Source organism: Streptomyces incanus, assembly GCF_042656345.1.
In the GTDB taxonomy this organism is placed as follows: domain Bacteria; phylum Actinomycetota; class Actinomycetes; order Streptomycetales; family Streptomycetaceae; genus Streptomyces; species Streptomyces incanus.
Genome location: NZ_JBHSPC010000046.1, coordinates 1 through 16983, shown reverse-complemented (window position 1 = coordinate 16983; position 16983 = coordinate 1). Strand labels below are relative to the sequence as shown.

General features: G+C 72.9%; 15 protein-coding genes and 1 riboswitch. Of the genes, 6 read left to right on the top strand and 9 right to left on the bottom strand.

The genetic code is table 11. The annotated features are described in order from the left end of the window. Positions 1-17: 17 nt before the first annotated feature. A complete protein-coding gene (locus ACFP2V_RS17110) occupies positions 18-689 on the bottom strand; it encodes an O-methyltransferase (RefSeq protein WP_381212487.1) in 672 nt (223 codons plus the stop codon). Positions 690-1030: 341 nt separating this feature from the next. Here ACFP2V_RS17110 and ACFP2V_RS17105 point away from each other — a divergent pair, with 341 nt between their 5' ends. The 3 genes from ACFP2V_RS17105 to ACFP2V_RS17095 are packed head-to-tail and all read left to right on the top strand — an operon-like array spanning position 1031 to position 3829. Beyond that, a complete protein-coding gene (locus tag ACFP2V_RS17105; RefSeq protein WP_381212484.1) occupies positions 1031-3187 on the top strand; it encodes a bifunctional glycosyltransferase 87/phosphatase PAP2 family protein in 2157 nt (718 codons plus the stop codon). Beyond that, positions 3180-3446: a hypothetical protein gene (locus tag ACFP2V_RS17100; RefSeq protein WP_381212481.1), complete on the top strand. Its 267-nt coding sequence runs from the start codon at positions 3180-3182 to the stop codon at positions 3444-3446. The genes ACFP2V_RS17105 and ACFP2V_RS17100 overlap by 8 nt, the downstream gene beginning before the upstream one ends. Continuing rightward, positions 3443-3829, top strand: coding sequence for a PIN domain-containing protein (locus ACFP2V_RS17095; protein WP_381212478.1), 387 nt, complete (start codon positions 3443-3445; stop codon positions 3827-3829). Before ACFP2V_RS17100 ends, ACFP2V_RS17095 begins: the two co-directional genes overlap by 4 nt. A 129-nt stretch (positions 3830-3958) precedes the next feature. On the opposite strand, the gene ACFP2V_RS17090 is transcribed toward ACFP2V_RS17095, so the two are convergent. The 8 genes from ACFP2V_RS17090 to ACFP2V_RS17055 all read right to left on the bottom strand — a co-directional run bounded on the left by ACFP2V_RS17090 (position 3959) and on the right by ACFP2V_RS17055 (position 13254). Further along, positions 3959-4375, bottom strand: a complete 417-nt coding sequence (locus ACFP2V_RS17090) for an aggregation-promoting factor C-terminal-like domain-containing protein (protein WP_381212475.1) — start codon at positions 4373-4375, stop codon at positions 3959-3961. Between the two features lie 360 nt (positions 4376-4735). Next, on the bottom strand, positions 4736-5626 hold the full coding sequence (locus tag ACFP2V_RS17085) for an ECF transporter S component (protein WP_381212472.1): 891 nt from the start codon (positions 5624-5626) through the stop codon (positions 4736-4738). Next, the gene (locus ACFP2V_RS17080; protein ID WP_381212469.1) at positions 5623-7359 is read right to left on the bottom strand and encodes an ABC transporter ATP-binding protein; all 1737 of its coding nucleotides are present in this window, start codon (positions 7357-7359) and stop codon (positions 5623-5625) included. The genes ACFP2V_RS17085 and ACFP2V_RS17080 overlap by 4 nt, the downstream gene beginning before the upstream one ends. Further along, complete coding sequence (locus ACFP2V_RS17075) at positions 7356-8501, bottom strand: energy-coupling factor transporter transmembrane component T (protein ID WP_381212466.1); 1146 nt, start codon at positions 8499-8501, stop codon at positions 7356-7358. Before ACFP2V_RS17075 ends, ACFP2V_RS17080 begins: the two co-directional genes overlap by 4 nt. Continuing rightward, the gene (locus ACFP2V_RS17070; protein WP_381212463.1) at positions 8494-9231 is read right to left on the bottom strand and encodes an SCO2322 family protein; all 738 of its coding nucleotides are present in this window, start codon (positions 9229-9231) and stop codon (positions 8494-8496) included. The genes ACFP2V_RS17075 and ACFP2V_RS17070 overlap by 8 nt, the downstream gene beginning before the upstream one ends. Beyond that, complete coding sequence (locus ACFP2V_RS17065) at positions 9228-10481, bottom strand: prenyltransferase/squalene oxidase repeat-containing protein (protein WP_381212460.1); 1254 nt, start codon at positions 10479-10481, stop codon at positions 9228-9230. The genes ACFP2V_RS17070 and ACFP2V_RS17065 overlap by 4 nt, the downstream gene beginning before the upstream one ends. Positions 10482-10611: 130 nt before the next feature. Next, positions 10612-10684, bottom strand: a riboswitch (cobalamin riboswitch). 212 nt (positions 10685-10896) lie between these two features. Beyond that, positions 10897-12252 carry a glycoside hydrolase family 10 protein gene (locus ACFP2V_RS17060; RefSeq protein ID WP_381212457.1) on the bottom strand — a complete coding sequence of 452 codons (1356 nt, stop codon included), beginning with the start codon at positions 12250-12252 and terminating at the stop codon, positions 10897-10899. A 291-nt stretch (positions 12253-12543) separates the two neighbouring features. Continuing rightward, positions 12544-13254 carry a TetR family transcriptional regulator gene (locus ACFP2V_RS17055; protein WP_381212454.1) on the bottom strand — a complete coding sequence of 237 codons (711 nt, stop codon included), beginning with the start codon at positions 13252-13254 and terminating at the stop codon, positions 12544-12546. 207 nt (positions 13255-13461) lie between these two features. Here ACFP2V_RS17055 and ACFP2V_RS17050 point away from each other — a divergent pair, with 207 nt between their 5' ends. From ACFP2V_RS17050 to ACFP2V_RS17040, 3 genes are read left to right on the top strand one after another with little or no spacing between them, the layout of a single operon-like run. Next, positions 13462-14973 (top strand): glycosyltransferase family 4 protein, encoded by a 1512-nt coding sequence (locus ACFP2V_RS17050; RefSeq protein WP_381212451.1) that lies wholly within the window; start codon positions 13462-13464, stop codon positions 14971-14973. Further along, entirely contained in the window at positions 14967-15785 is an 819-nt protein-coding gene (locus ACFP2V_RS17045) for a class I SAM-dependent methyltransferase (RefSeq protein ID WP_381212449.1), read from the top strand. The genes ACFP2V_RS17050 and ACFP2V_RS17045 overlap by 7 nt, the downstream gene beginning before the upstream one ends. Next, the gene (locus tag ACFP2V_RS17040) at positions 15782-16858 is read left to right on the top strand and encodes a prenyltransferase (protein WP_381212446.1); all 1077 of its coding nucleotides are present in this window, start codon (positions 15782-15784) and stop codon (positions 16856-16858) included. Before ACFP2V_RS17045 ends, ACFP2V_RS17040 begins: the two co-directional genes overlap by 4 nt. The last annotated feature ends 125 nt before the right edge of the window (positions 16859-16983 follow it).

Sequence of the window (16983 nt, the reverse complement as noted above, 5' to 3'; positions counted from 1 at the left end):
CGCACGGGCACACCGGCTCACTCCAGCACCCGCGCCAGGGCGAAGCCGTCGTACTCCTTGGCGCCGACCGTCTGGACCGCCGTCCCGCTCAGCCTCGGATGGCCGGCGATCAGCTCGAGGGCGGCACGGGTGCCCACCACGTCCGGGTCGGTGCTGTCCCGGTCGATCACCCGGCCGCCCCGGACGACGTTGTCGAGGACGATGATGCTGCCCGCGCGGGTGAGCTTCAGGGCCCACTCCAGGTAGTGCGGGTTGTTGACCTTGTCGGCGTCGATGAAGACCAGGTCGAACGGGGGCGGGTGCTCGTCGGCCAGCCGGGGCAGCGACTCCAGCGCCGGACCCACGCGTACCTCGACGAGCTTGTCCAGGCCCGCGCGGGCGATGTTGCCGGTGGCGACCTCGGCGTGCCACGGGTCGTACTCCAGGGAGATCAGCCGCCCGTCGGCCGGGAGGGCACGGGCCAGCCAGATCGTGCTGTAGCCGCCGAGGGTGCCGATCTCCAGGATGCGCCGGGCGCCCTGCACCCGGGCGAGGAGGTGGAGGAGCTTGCCCAGGGCGGGGGTGACGGCGATGGGCGGGAGGCCGGCGGCCTCGCTGTCCCGCAGGGCGGCCGTCAGGGCTTCGTCGTCGGGCGCGAAGAGGGTGGCGAAGTAGTCGTCCACCTGGTGCCACAGTCGTGACTCGTTCATGTGCGCACACCTTCGTTCTTCAGCTCGTTCTTCATGCGATCTCGTTCTTCATGCGACCCGTCAGTGGGACCCGGCTGGTTCGTCCCCTCCGGTCACCCCGGTGAAGGTACGTCTTCGGCCTCCCCTGTGATCCCTCTCGCATCCCGGCGGGCAACCTGTCCTCCTCCGTCTATCGTCATCCGGACCAAAGCGGGACCAAAGCGGGACCAAAGCGGGACGGACGTCAGGTGAACAGGGGTTGCCTGCGTCTCTTCCGGGGGCGGCGCGAGCCTCATAGGGTTCGCGCAGTGACCCTCACGCGCGGGACGCGTGGGATCAATGGGGCGGGAGGCCGACGAGGCGTGGCAAACGCGGAACACAGGGGGCGAACGGCGAAGGCCTTCGGAACCACGGCCGCCGGCGGTACCGGATCACGCCTGCACACGGTGCGGCTCGGACTGTGGCTGCTCGCCGCGGTCCTCGCCGTACGCCAGGTCGCGGCCGTCCTGACCACCCCGCGCGGGGAGCGGCTCACGGACCTCGAGACCTGGTTCGGACACGACGGCGTGCTGCAGGTCAGCGGCTCGCTCTACGAGTCGACCCGTTTCACCGGTACGCCGTTCGGCGGGCTCGTCCTCAAACCCCTCACCCGATCGGCTGAACAGGCGCTCGGCTGGGGCTGGACCTTCGGCACGCTGCTGCTGGTCGTCGCGCTCGGCCTGATCGCCGCCCGCGCCCTGCCCCAGCCGGTCGGCCGCCGCGCCGCGCCGCTGGCCGCGCCGGTCGCGATCAGCCTGCTCATGCTGTCCCTGCCCGTGCGCAACACCCTCTGGCTCGGACAGACCAGCATCATCCCGGTCCTCCTCGTCCTGCTGGGCTGCTTCGTCGCCCGCGGGCAGCGGGCCGGCGGCATCCTGATCGGTGTCGCCGCCGCCCTCCAACCGACCCTGCTGCTCTTCGCCCCGCTGCTCTGGTCCACCGGCCGCCGCCGGGCCGCCGCCACGTCCGGCATCACCTTCGCCGCGGGCACCGCGCTCGCCTGGGCCGCGATGCCCCAGGACTCGTACACCTACTGGGTGCACCACCTGGCGGGCGTCGGACTCGGCGGCCGGGCCGACGGCCTCGCCAACCAGTCCCTGCACGGCGCCCTGCTCCGCCTGGGAGCCGAGGGCCCCCTGGAGATCGGCCTCTTCCTGCTGCTCGGCGCGGCCGTCGTCACCCTCGGCCTGCGCCGCGCGGTGCGCTACGCCCACGACGGCCAGCTGCTGCTCGCCGTCGCGATCACCGGCTGCGCCGCCATCGTCGTCTCCCCGGCCGCGTGGCAGCACCAACTGCTGTGGGCGCTGCTCACCGTCGTCGGCACGGTCGGCAGACGCGCCTCCGACCGGCTGGTGTGGCCCGTCGCCGTCGTCCTGGTGATGACGCTGCCGGCCCAGATGATCCTGCCGGAGATGCCGTTCCTGTACCCCGTCCGGGACAACGCCGTCCTGCTCGCCGCCCTCGCCGCCGCCACGGTGGTCCCGTTCCTGTCGCACACCTCGCCGTACTTCCGGACGCCCGTCCCGACTCGGTACGCCGAGCCCGTCCCCACCCGCTTCGGGCGCGTCCCGCTGCTGCCGTTCCTGCGCCGGGTCGTGACCCGCCCCAATCTGCTGCTGGAACTGCTGCTGATCCGCGTCACCTACGCCGCGTACTCCAAGGTGCGGCTCGCGGCGACCGGCGGCAGCAACACGCAGGGGCGGGCCCGCGCGGAGGAGCACGCCCACCAGATCCTCGACCTCGAGCGCGTGCTCCACCTGGACATCGAGCACGCGGTCAACCACGCCGTCGTGCGGATCGACTGGCTGCGGCACTTCTTCGACTTCTACTACACGTCCTTCCACTTCGCCGTCCCGCTCACGGTCCTCGGCCTGCTGTACTGGCGGCGCCCTGTCGACTACCGCTGGGCGCGCGCGAGCCTCGGCTTCACCACACTGCTGGCCCTGGCCGGCTTCTGGCTCTACCCGCTGGCCCCGCCGCGCCTGATGCCGAACCTCGGGATCATCGACACCGTGCACGGCGTGCAGGACTTCTCCAAGCCGGACTACGGCACCCTCACCGCCCTCACCAACCAGTACGCGGCGATGCCGTCCCTGCACTTCGGCTGGTCCCTGTGGTGCGGCGTGGTCATCGCGATCATCGCGCCCAGGATGTGGATGAAGGCGCTCGGCCTGCTCCACCCCCTGTTCACCGTCGCCGCGATCGTCGCCACCGGCAACCACTGGATGCTGGACGCGGCGGGCGGCGCCCTCGTCGTCGTGGCCGGTTTCGGCCTGACGTACCTCTTCCAGGGACCGCGGGCCCGGACGGTGTCCGCCGCCGTCACCGGCACCGCGCCGGGGCCCGAGGCCGCGGAGGTCAAGCTGCCGGGCCCCGCCCCCGCACAGGAGGAACCGGCCCGGAAACAGGTTCCCGCGCGACCGGTCGGTCATGAGGAGCGCGGCGCTGTATACGGGGGCGTAGACTCCCCTCATGGCTGATGCGATGATTCGGGTTCCCGCCGAGGTGCGGGACCGGTTGGCGGTGATTGCGGAGTCCCGGGGGACGTCGATCCGTACGCTCGTGCAGGAGTACGCGGAGTCGACGCTGACCGACGAGGAGCGTCGGGAACGGGCCGAGCGGACGCGGGCGTACCTTGCCGAGCACTTCGGTGTCGAGGTGGGGGACGAGGAGAGTGCGGCGATGGGACGCAGGCTCCGGGAGGCGTTCGCCCGGCAGCAGGGCGAGGCCGCCGCGTGATCCTGCACCATCTCGTCCTCGACGCGCCGACCCTCCTGGCACTGTCGGGGAACCGGCAGGTGTCCGCGCTCGTCCACCGCGCTCACTTCGAGACCGACACGCGCCTGTGGGTGCCCACGTTGTCGGTCCTGGAGGCCGACCGGGAACGTCTGGGGATCGCCGAGCACGTGGGGCAGTTGGAGGTCGTCCACACGGTCGATCTGGACTATCCGGCGGCGCTGGCGGTCGCCCGGATGGAGCGGGACGGGGTGCCGCCGGGAGTGGGAGCGGCGATTCACGCGGCACGGCATCTGCCCGAGTGGGGGGCCGACTCCCTCGTGGCCACCGTCGAGGCGAAGGCGTACAAGGGGCGTGGTGTGCCGGTGCTCGATCTCGAGCGGTGAGGGCTCGGCGGTGAGGGCTCGGCCGCGCATGGCGAAAGCGGCGGCCCCGGGGATCTGGGGGCCGCCGCTTTCGGTATGCGGGGTGGTGCGGGTGGTGCCGGGGTGATGCGAGGGCTGGTGCCGGGTCGGTCAGTACCAGCTGTTGGACTGCCAGAAGTCCCAGGCGGCGCACGGGCTGCCGTAGCGCTCGTTCATGTAGTCGAGGCCCCACGAGAGCTGGGTGGTGGGGTTGGTCTTCCAGTCGGAGCCGGCCGAGGCCATCTTGGTGGCGGGCAGGGCCTGGACCAGGCCGTAGGCGCCGCTGGAGGGGTTGGTGGCGGTGTGGTTCCAACCGCTCTCGTGGTGGACGATGTTCGAGAAGCACTGGTACTGCGCGGAGTCGCCGACCATCGCCTGCGCGGTCGCCTGGGCCGAGCCCGAGCCCGTGGTGGCGGCCTGCGCGGGGGCGGCGGCGATCAGCGAGCCGCAGGCCGCGGCGGCGATGGCGGCACCGGCGAGGGCCTTCTTCGGAGTGGCGATGGTGCGGAGGAGGGAAGCGGCGGTCACGTAGAAACCTTTCTTCGGCTGCAGGGCGGTCGTCGTAGGTCCGGCCCCCGGAACACCCGGTGGTGTGTGGGGGCGGGGCATACGTCGGCGCCGGGGCCCGGGTGGGGCACGTCGGCGCCTGGCGACTGCTCCACAGAAGCAGGTTTCGAGGTTTGTCCGCAAAGGTCCCTTTTACTATTCGCGGTCGCATTTCGGGGGAAGTGCCGTCCTGGGGTCGGTGGTCATCTGCGCAGCTCGGGGCGGGTGGGCGCGGGTGCGGAGGAGGCCTCCGGGGCTACGACCCCGCTTCGTATGTGAGCCGGGTCATGTGGGGCGTCTCACGACGGGCCGTCAGTTCCGTCACTGTCGACGCGCGCGGCGTCACTCAGGGTGCCCGGTGAAAGTGACCGGCGTCTCGAAAGCCGCCCTGCGGGTGGCGCGGCGCAGGGCGCGGAGCACCGGGGGGCCCAGGGTCAGGGCCAGGACGACGGTGAGCAGGGCCCGGCCCAGGTCCCAGCCGAGGGACGTGGCCAGGCAGTACGCCAGGAAACGGGCCAGGTTGGCGGGGACCGACGCGTCCGGGTCGAAGGAGATGTTCGAGGCCAGGGCGGCCATGAAGGGCCAGCCCGCCATGTTCATCATCGTGCCGTAGGCGAAGGCCGCCAGGAAGCCGTAGACGGCGAGCACGCACAGCTCCGCCCGGCCCCGCAGCCGGTCCGGGCCCGGGAGCAGGCCCGCGCCCATCGTGAACCAGCCCATTGACAGCATCTGGAACGGGAGCCACGGGCCCACCCCGCCGGTGAGCAGCGCGGACGCGAACATCGTCACCGAGCCGAGCACGAAGCCGAAACCCGGCCCGAGGACCCGGCCGCTGAGGACCATCAGGAAGAACATGGGTTCCAGACCGGCCGTCCCCGCGCCGATGGGGCGCAGCGCCGCCCCCGCCGCCGCCAGCACGCCCAGCATCGCGACCGCCTTCGGACCCAGGCCCGACTCCGAGATCGTCGCCGCCACCACCCCGACCAGCAGCACGAGCAGGCCCGCGAAGAGCCACGGCGCGTCCTGCGCGTGGGCGTTGAGGGCGGAGGCGGGCGGGGCCAGGAAGGGCCAGCCGAAGGCGGCCACGCCCACCGCGCTCACCAGGGCCAGCGCCACCAGCGAACGCGGGCCCAGGCGGACGGCCCGCGCCTGGCGCTGGGTGCCGGTGGCCTTGCCGGTGGGGGCGGTGGCTGTGGTGGCCTGGTCCGTGGCCGGGGTGGGAGCGGGCGTCATGACAGGGCCTCCCGGACCTGGGAGACCGTGAGCCAGTGCTGCGGGGCCAGGATCTTCGCCACCTGCGGGGCGAAGGACGGCGACGCGACGACCACGTCGGCCGCCGGACCGTCGGCGATGACCTCGCCCTCGGCGAGGAGGACGACCCGGTGGGCGAGTTCCGCCGCCAGCTCCACGTCGTGCGTGGCCAGGACGATCGCGTGGCCCTCGGCGGCCAGCCCGCGCAGGACGGTCACCAGACGGGCCTTCGCCGCGTAGTCCAGGCCGCGGGTCGGCTCGTCGAGCAGGAGCAGCGGCGGGCGGGCGGTGAGGACGACCGCCAGGGCGAGGGTCAGACGCTGGCCCTCGGACAGGTCGCGCGGGTGGGTGCCGTCCGCGATGCCGGGCAGCAGCTCCGACAGCAGGGCGCGGCAGGTGCCCGGCTCCGCCTCCGCGTCCCGGTCGGCGGCGGCGCACTCCGCGGCAACCGTGTCCGCGTACAGCAGGTCCCGCGGCTCCTGCGGGACGAGTCCCACCCGGCGGACCAGGTCGCGGGGGCGGGTGCGGTGCGGCACGGCGTCACCGGTGCGGACCGAACCGGCGGACGGTTCCACGAGCCCGACCAGCGCGCCGAGCAGCGTGGACTTGCCGGCGCCGTTGCGGCCCATGAGCGCGACCGTCTCGCCGGGGGCGACCGTCAGATCGATGTGGCGCAGCGCCCGGACGCTGCCGCGACGGACGGCCAGGGCGCGGACCTCGGCCACGTGGGCGGGGGCGGGAGCGGAAGGAGAGGCCGTGGCTGTGCCCGGCCGCTTGCGGGTGAACAGGGAGAGAGGGGTCCTGCGGGGGGTGGAAGTGGTGGGGGCGGCCAGGGGTTTCCGGGCGGGGGCCGGTGCGGTCGTCGCGGCTGCCCTCGCCGTCGCGGTTGCCGCTTCCGCCTTTGCGAGGCGCTCGCGCAGGGGGGTCGCGCGACGGCGGGCGTCGCGTACGGTCAGCGGGAGCGGGGACCAGCCGGCGAGCCGGCCCAGGGCCACCACCGGCGGGAACACCGGGGACACCGCCATCACCTCCGCCGGGGTCCCGAGCAGCGGGGGCTCGCCCGGTCCCGGCAGCAGCGCCACCCGGTCGGCGTACTGGACGACGCGTTCCAGGCGGTGCTCGGCCATGAGGACGGTGGTGCCGAGATCGTGGACGAGCCGCTGGAGCACCGCGAGGACCTCCTCGGCCGCCGCCGGGTCCAGCGCGGACGTCGGCTCGTCGAGGACCAGCACCCGGGGATGCGGGGTGAGGACCGAGCCGATGGCGACGCGCTGCTGCTGGCCGCCGGAGAGCGTGGAGATGGGGCGGTCACGCAGGTCGGCCAGGCCCAGCAGGTCCAGGGTCTCCTCGACGCGGCGGCGCATCACGTCCGGGGGAAGTCCCAACGACTCCATGCCGTAGGCGAGTTCGTCCTCGACGAGGTCCGTCACGAAGTGCGACAGCGGGTCCTGGCCCACCGTCCCCACCACGTCGGCGAGTTCGCGTGGCTTGTGGGTGCGGGTGTCGCGGCCGGCCACCGTGACCCTGCCGCGCAGGGTGCCGCCCGTGAAGTGCGGGACGAGGCCGCTGACCGCGCCCAGCACCGTGGACTTGCCGACCCCGGACGGCCCGGCGAGCAAGACGAGTTCACCCTCGGGGACCTCGAAGTCGACGCCCCGCACGGAGGGTTCGGGGGCGCCGTCGTACGTCACGGAGACGTTCTCGAAGCGGATCACGACGGCTCCTTGCCGGTGTCCTCGGGGGCGGGGGTGACGAAGGCGGGGAGCAGGCCGATGAGTACGGCCACCGCCGGCCACAGGGGCAGCGTGGGCGCGACCAGCGGCACCACGCCGGGGTGCAGGGCCGCCGGGTCGCGTACGGAGGCGAGGGCCAGCAGCGCCGCGACCGCCGCGCCACAGCCGGCGACCAGCCAGGCGCGGGCGTCCCAGCGGTCGGGCCGGTAACGGGTGCGCAGGGAGCGCCGCCCGCCCAGCCACAGCCCCGCGAGCGCGGCGGCCAGACCGGCGAGGAGCACGGGGACACCGTACGCGGCGCCTTCGGCGGTGAGCAGCCCGTACGTACCCGCGCAGACGCCGAGCAGCCCGCCGAGGGTGAGGACGGCGGTGGTACGGCGGACCCCGGCCGGGACCTGTGCCGTACGGCCGTACCCGCGGGCGTCCATCGCGGCGGCGAGCGCGACCGAACGCTCCAACGCGCCCTCCAGCACCGGGAGTCCGACCTGGAGCAGACCCCGGACCCCGCGGTCGGGACGGCCCCGCAGCCGACGGGCGGCGCGCAGCCGCTGGACGTCCGTGATCAGACTCGGCGCGAAGGTCAGCGCCACGACCACGGCCACACCCATCTCGTACAGCGCGCCGGGCAGGGACTTCAGCAGGCGGGACGGGTTGGCGAGGGCGTTCGCGGCGCCGACGCAGATGAGCAGCGTGGCCAGCTTCATGCCGTCGTACAGGGCGAACGTGAGCGCCTCGGCCGTGACCCGGCCGCCCAGACGGATGCCCTGCGCCCAGTCGGGGAGCGGGACTTCGGGCAGGTCGAGGAGGATGTGCGTACCGGGGATGGGGGAGCCGAGGACGATCGCGAAGAGCAGCCGGATGACGATCACGGCCAGCGCCAGCTTGACGAACGCGCCGTACGCGCGGGCCCAGGGGGCGTTCGGCCGGCGGGTGGCCACGACGTACGCGGAGACCATGACCAGGAGGGCGAGCAGCAGGGGGTTGGTGGTGCGGGTGGCGGCGACACCGAGAGCCAGCGCCCACAGCCACCAGGCGCCGGGGTGCAGGGGGGTGCCCTGCCGGCGACGGAGGGCGGGGGCGGGGGCAGTGCGCTCCCGTGGCCGGCCGCCGCCGGGCTCAGCCACGACGGCGTATCTGCCGGGAGACCGCCGCCCCGAGCAGCGCCACCACGGCGATCCCGGCGAAGAGACCGAGGGACGGACCACCGGAGTCCCCGGCGTCCCCGGCCTCCTCGGACGCCGAGGACGCCGGGGAGGCAGGGGAACCGGCCTCCCCGGAGCCGTCCCCGGTCTCCTGCCCAGGCGCCGAGGCGCCCGTGCCGGACTCCGTGCCCGTCCCCGACACCTGCTCCCCGCACCCGCGCTGCGGGTATCCGGCGATGGCGCACAGCAGGGCGCTGTTGTCGTAGCGCAGGGGTTCGGCGACGGAGGCCAGGGCCTCGGCGGTGCTGGCGTCCGGGGCGACCCGGGCGCAGGCGGTGCGGTTCGCGGGCGGGGTCTCGCCGGACGGGGCGTCCTCGGCCGTACCGAAGTCGATGACGAGGGCGACCCGCTTGCTGCCGTCCTTCGCGGGGGTCTGCGCGCAGATGCCGGCGAAGTCGGCGGCGCCCCGGGGCTGTGACGAGTCGTCGGACTCTTCGCTGACGGCGAAGCGGAAGCCCTGGACGTCGCCGTCGGCGGGGCGGGCGACGGACGGGCCCTGGGTGGCGTACGTCCACCTGTCGCCGTCGAGGTCCCAGAACGACCAGTACCGGTAGCCGGCGGCCTGCGCCTGGCCCGCGCCCGCCGACAGGGGCAGGAGCGCGGCCAGGAACAGTACGGCGGCCCGGCCGGTCCGGCGGGACCGACGGATCACGGCTTCCGCCTCTTGTTCCGGCCGCTCACCAGGAAGCCGATGCCGATACCGGCGACGAGGCAGCTCCCGACGGCCCACCAGACGTCGGAAGAGGAGCCCGAGTCGTCCTTCTCCTTCTCGTCCTTCTGCTCCTGCCCGTTCTTCTCACCGGAGGTGTCGGCCGCCTGTGCGGCGGGCCCGGCGGCGGTCAGCTGCTTCACCAGGTCGGTGCCGCCGAAGGCGCGCGGGTCGGTGCCCGTGGCATGGGCGGCGAAGATCAGCTGGGCGTAGGCGGCGGGACCGCTCTGGGCGGCCCAGTCGGCGGCGTTCTTCTCCAGCCAGGCCGCGGACTTCGCGGCCGGCTCGGTGGCACCCTGCGCCGCGAGCGCGACCACCGCGTCGGCGGTGTTGCCGTAGTCGGGCTGGTCCTCGGCGCCGGGGAGCGAGGAGACGAGGTGACCGTCCGCGGCGAGCGCGTCCGTGAGGTGGGCGGCACCGTTGGCGGCGGCCTGCTCGGGCGTCGTGGCCTTCTCGCACGCGGCGTCCGCCGCCTTGCCCTTGCCCTTGCCCGGCTCGACCACCAGGCCCGCGCCGAGGGAGCCGGCCACGCCGGCCGCGGTGGCGTCGGCGTTGGCGACCAGTTCGCCCTTCTTGTCCGGCTGGAAGGCGAAGGCACCCGCGCCGTCGCCCCGGGTGTCGCACGGCAGTGCCAGCTTCAGCAGGGCGTCGTAGGGGGACTTGCCGTCCTTGACCACCTCGGCCGGCTTCTCGCCCGCGGCGGCGAGCGCGCCGACGACGACGGACGTGGAGTTGGCGTCACTGGCCCCGTCCGCCGTGTAGCCCCAGCCGCCGTCCTTGTTCTGTACGGACTTCAGCCAGTCGACGGCCTTGCCGGTGACGGCGTCGTGCCCGCCGAGCGCGGCGAGGGCCTGCACGGCGGCGGCGGTCTGGTTGGTGTCGACCATGGTCTTGGCGTCGCACGGCGTACCGGTGTCGGCGCGGAACGGGGCGAAGGAGCCGTCGGCACACTGCTGGCCGGTCAGCCAGTCGACGGCCGCCTTCGGCGGCTCGGCACCCACCGTGTGCTGGGCGAGCAGGGCCAGCGACTGGCGCCACACGCCGTCGTACTGCGGGTCGCTCTTGCCGTACAGGGCGGAGGGCAGGGCCTGCCGGGACGGCGAGGGGGACGGGGACGAGTCGGCGGCGGCCGGTGCGGCGGCGCCGATCACGGCGACGGCGGCCAGAACCGCTGCGCTGCTGCGGACGTTCATGATCGGCGGGTGCCTCTCCCTGCGGGGGAGCCGGGCAGCACGGGACACCCCGGCGGCTCGGCTCCGCATACCTCGACGGTGCCGCGCACCGGCGGACCGCCGGACGCGTGAGCCGGTCACGATCCGTCCGGGGCATTCCGGCTCACCGTCACGGTGGACGGCTCACGGTTGCGGGTCAGCGCCGGAGTTGCACCGGCTTCCCCCCGTACGGGTGTGATGACGACGTCGCCACTCTACCCGCCCGTAAGAAAGCGGCCAGGAGTGGCTTGAAGCGGGTGGCCAAGGTCACGTGGCCGCGCAGGTCACCGCTCACACCACCGCGTACGTCACCGGCCCGCACGGCCGCGTACGTCACCGGCCCGCACCCGTCGACGGGTGCGGGCCGGTACCTGGGCCGCCGGAGCCGGGGCTCCGCTCAGGAGGCTGTGCAAGGGCCGAGCTGGGGTGGCGCCGTCGAGCCGCCGTTCCTCGTCACCGTGAAGCCGAAGGTCGTCGAGGCTCCGGCCGCGAGCGTGCCGTTCCAACTGGACCGCACCGTCATGACGTTGCCGCTGGTGTCCCAGGTGGGTGAGCCGTTCCAGACCGTGGAGACCTTCTGCGGGGGCGTCATGGTGACGTTGACGCTCCACGCGTTGATCGGCGAACTGCCCGCGGTGATGGTCACCTTGCCGTTGTAGGCACCGCCCCAGTCCTCCGTCGTGGTGTAGGCGGCGGTGCAGGCCGCGCCGGGGGTGCCGGGGTCGCCGCCACCGCCGGCGGAGCCGCCGAGCGCGCTCAGGACGGCGTGGTAGGCGGGCTTCTTGGTGTAGTTGTCGTCGAACAGCAGGGGCGTTCCGCTCGACCGCCACGAGTACTTGTCCGGGATGCCCCACACCGTGATGCCGGTGCATCGGGACACCGCGAGGCAGGCGGTGACGACATTGCCGTAGTGGGTGGCCTGGGTCGTGCCCGAGCCCTCGATGTCCAACTCGGTGATCTGCACGTCCACGCCGAGGTCGGCGAAGCGCTGGAGGTTGGCCCGGTAGTCGGAGGGCACCGGCGACGCGCTGTTGAAGTGGGACTGGAAGCCGACGCAGTCGATGGGCACCCCACGGGACTTGAAGTCCCGAACGAGGTTGTAGACGGCGTTGCTCTTCGCGTTGACGCCGTCGGTGTTGTAGTCGTTGTAGCAGAGTTTGGCGTTCGGGTCGGCCGCGCGGGCCGTGCGGAAGGCCTCCTCGATGAAGCCGTTGCCGAGCTTGTCCTGGAAGGGCGAGCTGCGCCGGGCGCCGCTGCTTCCGTCCTGGAACGCCTCGTTGACCACGTCCCAGGAGTGGATCGCGCCCCGGTAGTGCGTCATGACCTGGGTGATGTGGTTGTTCATCGCCGACCGCAGGTCGGTGGCGCCGAGGCCGGAGACCCAGCCGGGCAGCTGGGAGTGCCACACCAGGGTGTGCCCGCGCACCGACTTGCCCCGGCTCCGGGCGTGGTCCACGATCCTGTCGGCGTTGCCGAAGCCGAACGAGCCGCGGCTGGGCTCGAGGGCGTCCCACTTCATCTCGTTCTCGGGCGTCACCGAGTTGAACTCGGTGTTGAGCGTGGCGGCGTACTGGGCCTCGCCCAGGCGGTTCGCGGCGACCGCGGCACCGAAGTAGCGGCCCTTCTCGGCCGCCGCCGAGCCCAGGGTGTCGGCGGCGTGCGCGGTGCTCTGGGGGAGCGCCACGAGCGCGGTCACGGTGAGCAGCGCGGTCGCGGCGACGGCCAGGGGGCCTCTGGTCGCCTTGGCCCTCATCTCTCGGACTCCTAATTTGATCATGCGCATGTCATCTCTTCTCCGGTGGGGGTGCCGTAGTGGTGCGGATGGCGGGGATCGTCTGCTGCCGTGCTCTGTGCCGAGGTGCCCGAAGCTCGCCCTGCGGGTTCGAATGTTTCGGGATGAACTCCGAATGGCAGCGCAGACGATATGAATGAACGGAGGGGTGGTCAACCGTTCACGCGTAACTGGGTTGCTTATGGCCGAAGGATGACAGGAGTGAAGAGGGAGGGGCGATTGCGTGGGGAGTGTTCGAAAGTTTCGACTTCGTCAGTCGGAATCCTTCGATGGTGACGCAGGTGCCGCCAGGTCGATCAGGCGGCACGCCGTCTCTATGTCGATCTTGACCTGGGCGATGGAGGCGCGCCCCGACAGCCAGGTGATGAGCACCGAGTGCCAGGTGTGCTCGATGACGCGGACCGCCGAGAGCTGGTCCGGCGTGGGGTCGTCGAGACCCATCGAGTCCAGGATGATCGCCGTCGTCTGGCGGGAGACCTGGTCGACCTCCGGACTCACGCTGCGGTCCGCGAACGTCAGGGCGCGCACCATCGCGTCGGCCAGCCGGGGCTCGCGCTGCAGGGCGCGGAAGGCCCGCATCAGGGTCTCCGCGACCCGTTCACCGGCCGTCGCGCCCGTCGGCGGCTTCTTCCGCAGGGTGGCGTGCATGTGTTCGAGCTGGGCCTGCATCGTGGCGACCAGCAGATGGATCTTGGACGGGAAGTACCGGTACAGCGTGCCCAGCGCCACCTGGGAGGATTCCGCGACCTCGCGCATCTGCACCGCGTCGAAGCCGCCCCGGCCGGCCAGCTGGGCGCTCGCGTGCAGGATGCGCCGCCTGCGCGCCTCCTGGCGCTCGGTCAGGGGTGAGGCAGGGGAGGTGCGAGTGGTGCCGGCTTCCATCGTCGCCGCCTTGTCCGCCGTGGCAGGTTCGTCCGGTTCCGCCGCCTCGGCCGCCTTGTCCCTGTGGGCTTCCGCGGGCATGGGCCCCATTCCGTGACCGTCGGTGAGGGTTGGTGATCGGACAGCATGGCACGCATCCCGCCGTGGCGTGAATCACCTGATCCACTGCTCGCCGCGTCCTTACCTGCCGGTAGATTCGGAGCCTCCGAACGATCAACTCTGAAACTTGTTCTAGATTAGCGTCCCGACGTACAGTCGCGGGACCGCGCAGGGAGAAGGGGGCCCAGAGTGACCGCTGAGGCCAGTCAGACCGGGCTCTCGCAGGGGTCCTCCCCCGCGGTCTCGACTGCGCTCGCGCAGGGAGGTGCCCCCGTCGACGACTCGCGACCGCTCCGCATAGCGCTCCTCACCTACAAGGGGAACCCGTTCTGCGGCGGACAGGGTGTCTACGTCCGTCACCTCTCCCGCGAGCTCGCCCGCCTCGGACACCAGGTCGAGGTCGTCGGCGCCCAGCCCTACCCCGTCCTCGACGAGGGCTACGACGGGCTGAGCCTGACCGAGCTGCCCAGCCTCGACCTCTACCGCCAGCCGGATCCCTTCCGTACCCCGGGCCGCGGCGAGTACCGCGACTGGATCGACGCGCTCGAGGTCGGCACCATGTGGACCGGCGGTTTCCCCGAACCGCTGACCTTCTCCCTGCGTGCCCGCCGCCATCTGCGGGCCCGGCGCGGCGACTTCGACGTCATCCACGACAACCAGACGCTCGGCTACGGCCTGCTCGGCGACGTCGGCGCGCCCCTGGTGACCACGATCCACCACCCCATCACCGTCGACCGGCAGTTGGACCTGGACGCGGCGGAGAGCAGGCGCCGGCGCGCCTCGGTGCGCCGCTGGTACGCGTTCACCAGGATGCAGAAGCGGGTCGCCCGCCGTCTGCCCTCCGTGCTCACCGTCTCCGGCACCTCCCGCGACGAGATCGTCGGTCACCTGGGCGTACGCCGGGACCGCATCCACGTCGTCCACATCGGCGCCGACACCGACCTGTTCTCGCCGGACCCGTCGGTGCCCGTCGTACCGGGCCGGATCGTGACGACGTCCAGCGCGGACGTGCCGCTCAAGGGACTGGTCTTCCTCGTCGAGGCGCTGGCCAAGGTCCGCGTCGAACAGCCCGAGGCACACCTCGTCGTCGTCGGCACGCGCCCCGCCAAGGGGCCCGTCGCGCAGGCGATGGAGCGGTACGGGCTCGGCGACGCCGTCGAGTTCGTCAAGGGCATCTCGGACGCGGAACTGGTCGATCTCGTGCGCTCCGCCCAGGTCGCCTGCGTACCGTCGCTGTACGAGGGCTTCTCGCTGCCGGCCGCCGAGGCCATGGCCACCGGCACCCCGCTGCTCGCCACGACCGGCGGCGCGATCCCGGAGGTCGCCGGCCGCGACGGCGAGACCTGTCTGGCCGTCCCGCCCGGCGACGCGGAAGCGCTGGCCGCCGGGCTGAACCGGCTGCTCGCCGACCCGGAGCTGCGCGCGCGGCTCGGCGCCGCCGGACGGGAACGGGTGCTGCGGCACTTCACCTGGGCCCGCGCGGCCGAGGGCACGGTGGCCCGCTACCGCGAGGCGATGGCCCGCGCCCGGGCCGCAGCGGCCGACCCTGTCGTCGCCGCTCCCGCTCCCGTTACCGCGGCCGACCCGGCGCCCGTGGCGGCCGGTCCGGCCGCCGAGGACGCCGCCGGCCCCGGGGCGGTCCGGACGCCCGCCGCAGAAGAACCCGTCACCTCCCCTCGTGAAAGCAGGGCCACGTGCTGACCGTCGACTTCTCCCGGTTCCCGCTCGCCCCGGGCGACCGTGTCCTGGACCTCGGATGCGGTGCCGGCCGGCACGCGTTCGAGTGCTACCGGCGCGGGGCGCAGGTCGTGGCGCTGGACCAGAACGCCGAGGAGATCCGCGAGGTCGCCCAGTGGTTCGCCGCGATGAAGGAGGCCGGGGAGGCGCCCGCCGGGGCCACCGCCACCGCGATGGAGGGCGATGCCCTCGCCCTGCCCTTCCCCGACGAGTCCTTCGACGTCGTGATCATCTCCGAGGTCATGGAGCACATCCCCGACGACAAGGGCGTCCTCGCCGAGATGGTCCGCGTGCTCAGGCCCGGCGGCCGCATCGCGGTCACCGTGCCGCGCTACGGCCCCGAGAAGGTGTGCTGGACCCTGTCCGACGCCTACCACGAGGTCGAGGGCGGCCACATCCGCATCTACAAGGCCGACCAGCTGCTGGCAAGGATGCGCGAGGCCGGCCTGCGCCCCTACGGCACCCACCACGCGCACGCGCTGCACTCGCCGTACTGGTGGCTGAAGTGCGCCTTCGGCGTGGACAACGACAAGGCGCTGCCGGTACGGGCGTACCACAAGCTGCTGGTCTGGGACATCATGAAGAAGCCGCTGGCGACCCGCCTCGCGGAGCGGACCCTGAACCCGGTGATGGGCAAGAGCTTCGTGGCGTACGCGACCAAGCCGCACCTGCCGCGCGCCGGGGCCGAGGCCGGTACGGGCATGGGTACGGGTACGGGTACGGGTACGGGTACGGACACCGTGACGGCTGCCGAGGCCGGGGCGGCCACCCCGTGACGATCCCCCGGACAGAACACCTCGTCCTGCCCGGGGTCCTCACCGTCGAGCAGGCCGCCGAGACCGTCGCCGGCATCCTCGCCGTGCAGCGTGAGGACGGGGCGATCCCGTGGTTCAGGGGCCACCACCTCGACCCGTGGGACCACGTCGAGGCCGCGATGGCCCTGGACGCCGCGGGCGCCCACGAGGCCGCCGAACAGGCCTATCGGTGGCTGGCCAGACACCAGTTGGCGGACGGATCCTGGTACGCGGCGTACGCCGACGGCGACCCCGACGACGTCACCGACCGGGGGAGGGAGACCAACTTCGTCGCCTACATCGCCGTCGGCGTCTGGCACCACTACCTCTCCACCGGCGACGACACCTTCCTGGACCGCCTGTGGCCCACCGTGTACGCGGCCGTGGAGTGGGTGCTGCGGCTCCAGCAGCCCGGCGGGCAGATCGGCTGGCGGCGCGACGACGACGGCACGCCCACCACGGACGCGCTGCTCACCGGCTGCTCCTCCGTCCACCAGGCGCTGCGCTGCGCCCTCGCCATCGCCGAGCAGCGGGAAGAGCCGCAACCGGACTGGGAGTTGGCGGCCGGCGCGCTCCGGCATGCGATCCGGCACCACCCGGAGCGGTTCCTCGACAAGGACCGCTACTCCATGGACTGGTACTACCCCGTACTGGGCGGCGCCCTCACCGACGCCGAGGCCAAGGGCCGGATCGAGGAGGGCTGGGACCGCTTCGTCGTCCCCGGGCTCGGAGTGCGCTGCGTGGTCCCCAACCCATGGGTGACCGGCGGTGAGTCGGCCGAACTCGCCCTGGCCCTCTGGGTGATGGGCGAGTCCGACCGCGCGCTGGAGGTGCTCCAGTCCATTCAGCACCTGCGCGATCCGGAGACCGGCCTGTACTGGACGGGGTACGTCTTCGACGACGAGGCGATCTGGCCGGTCGAGCTGACCGCCTGGACGGCCGGTTCACTGCTGCTGGCCGTCGCCGCGCTCGGTGGTCACGAGGCCACCTGCGCGGTCTTCAGCGGCGACCGCCTCCCGAAGGGCCTCGACCCCGATTGCTGCACCCGGGTCTGACCGGGGACGCGGCCGCCGGGGCAGCCGCGCCCCGGCGGCCGCGGGCGAAGACCCTCGTGCTCAGCGCCGGTGGAGGCTGTTGGCGATGGCGTGGCCGATGAAGAGGTGGACCAGGGCGGCCAGGC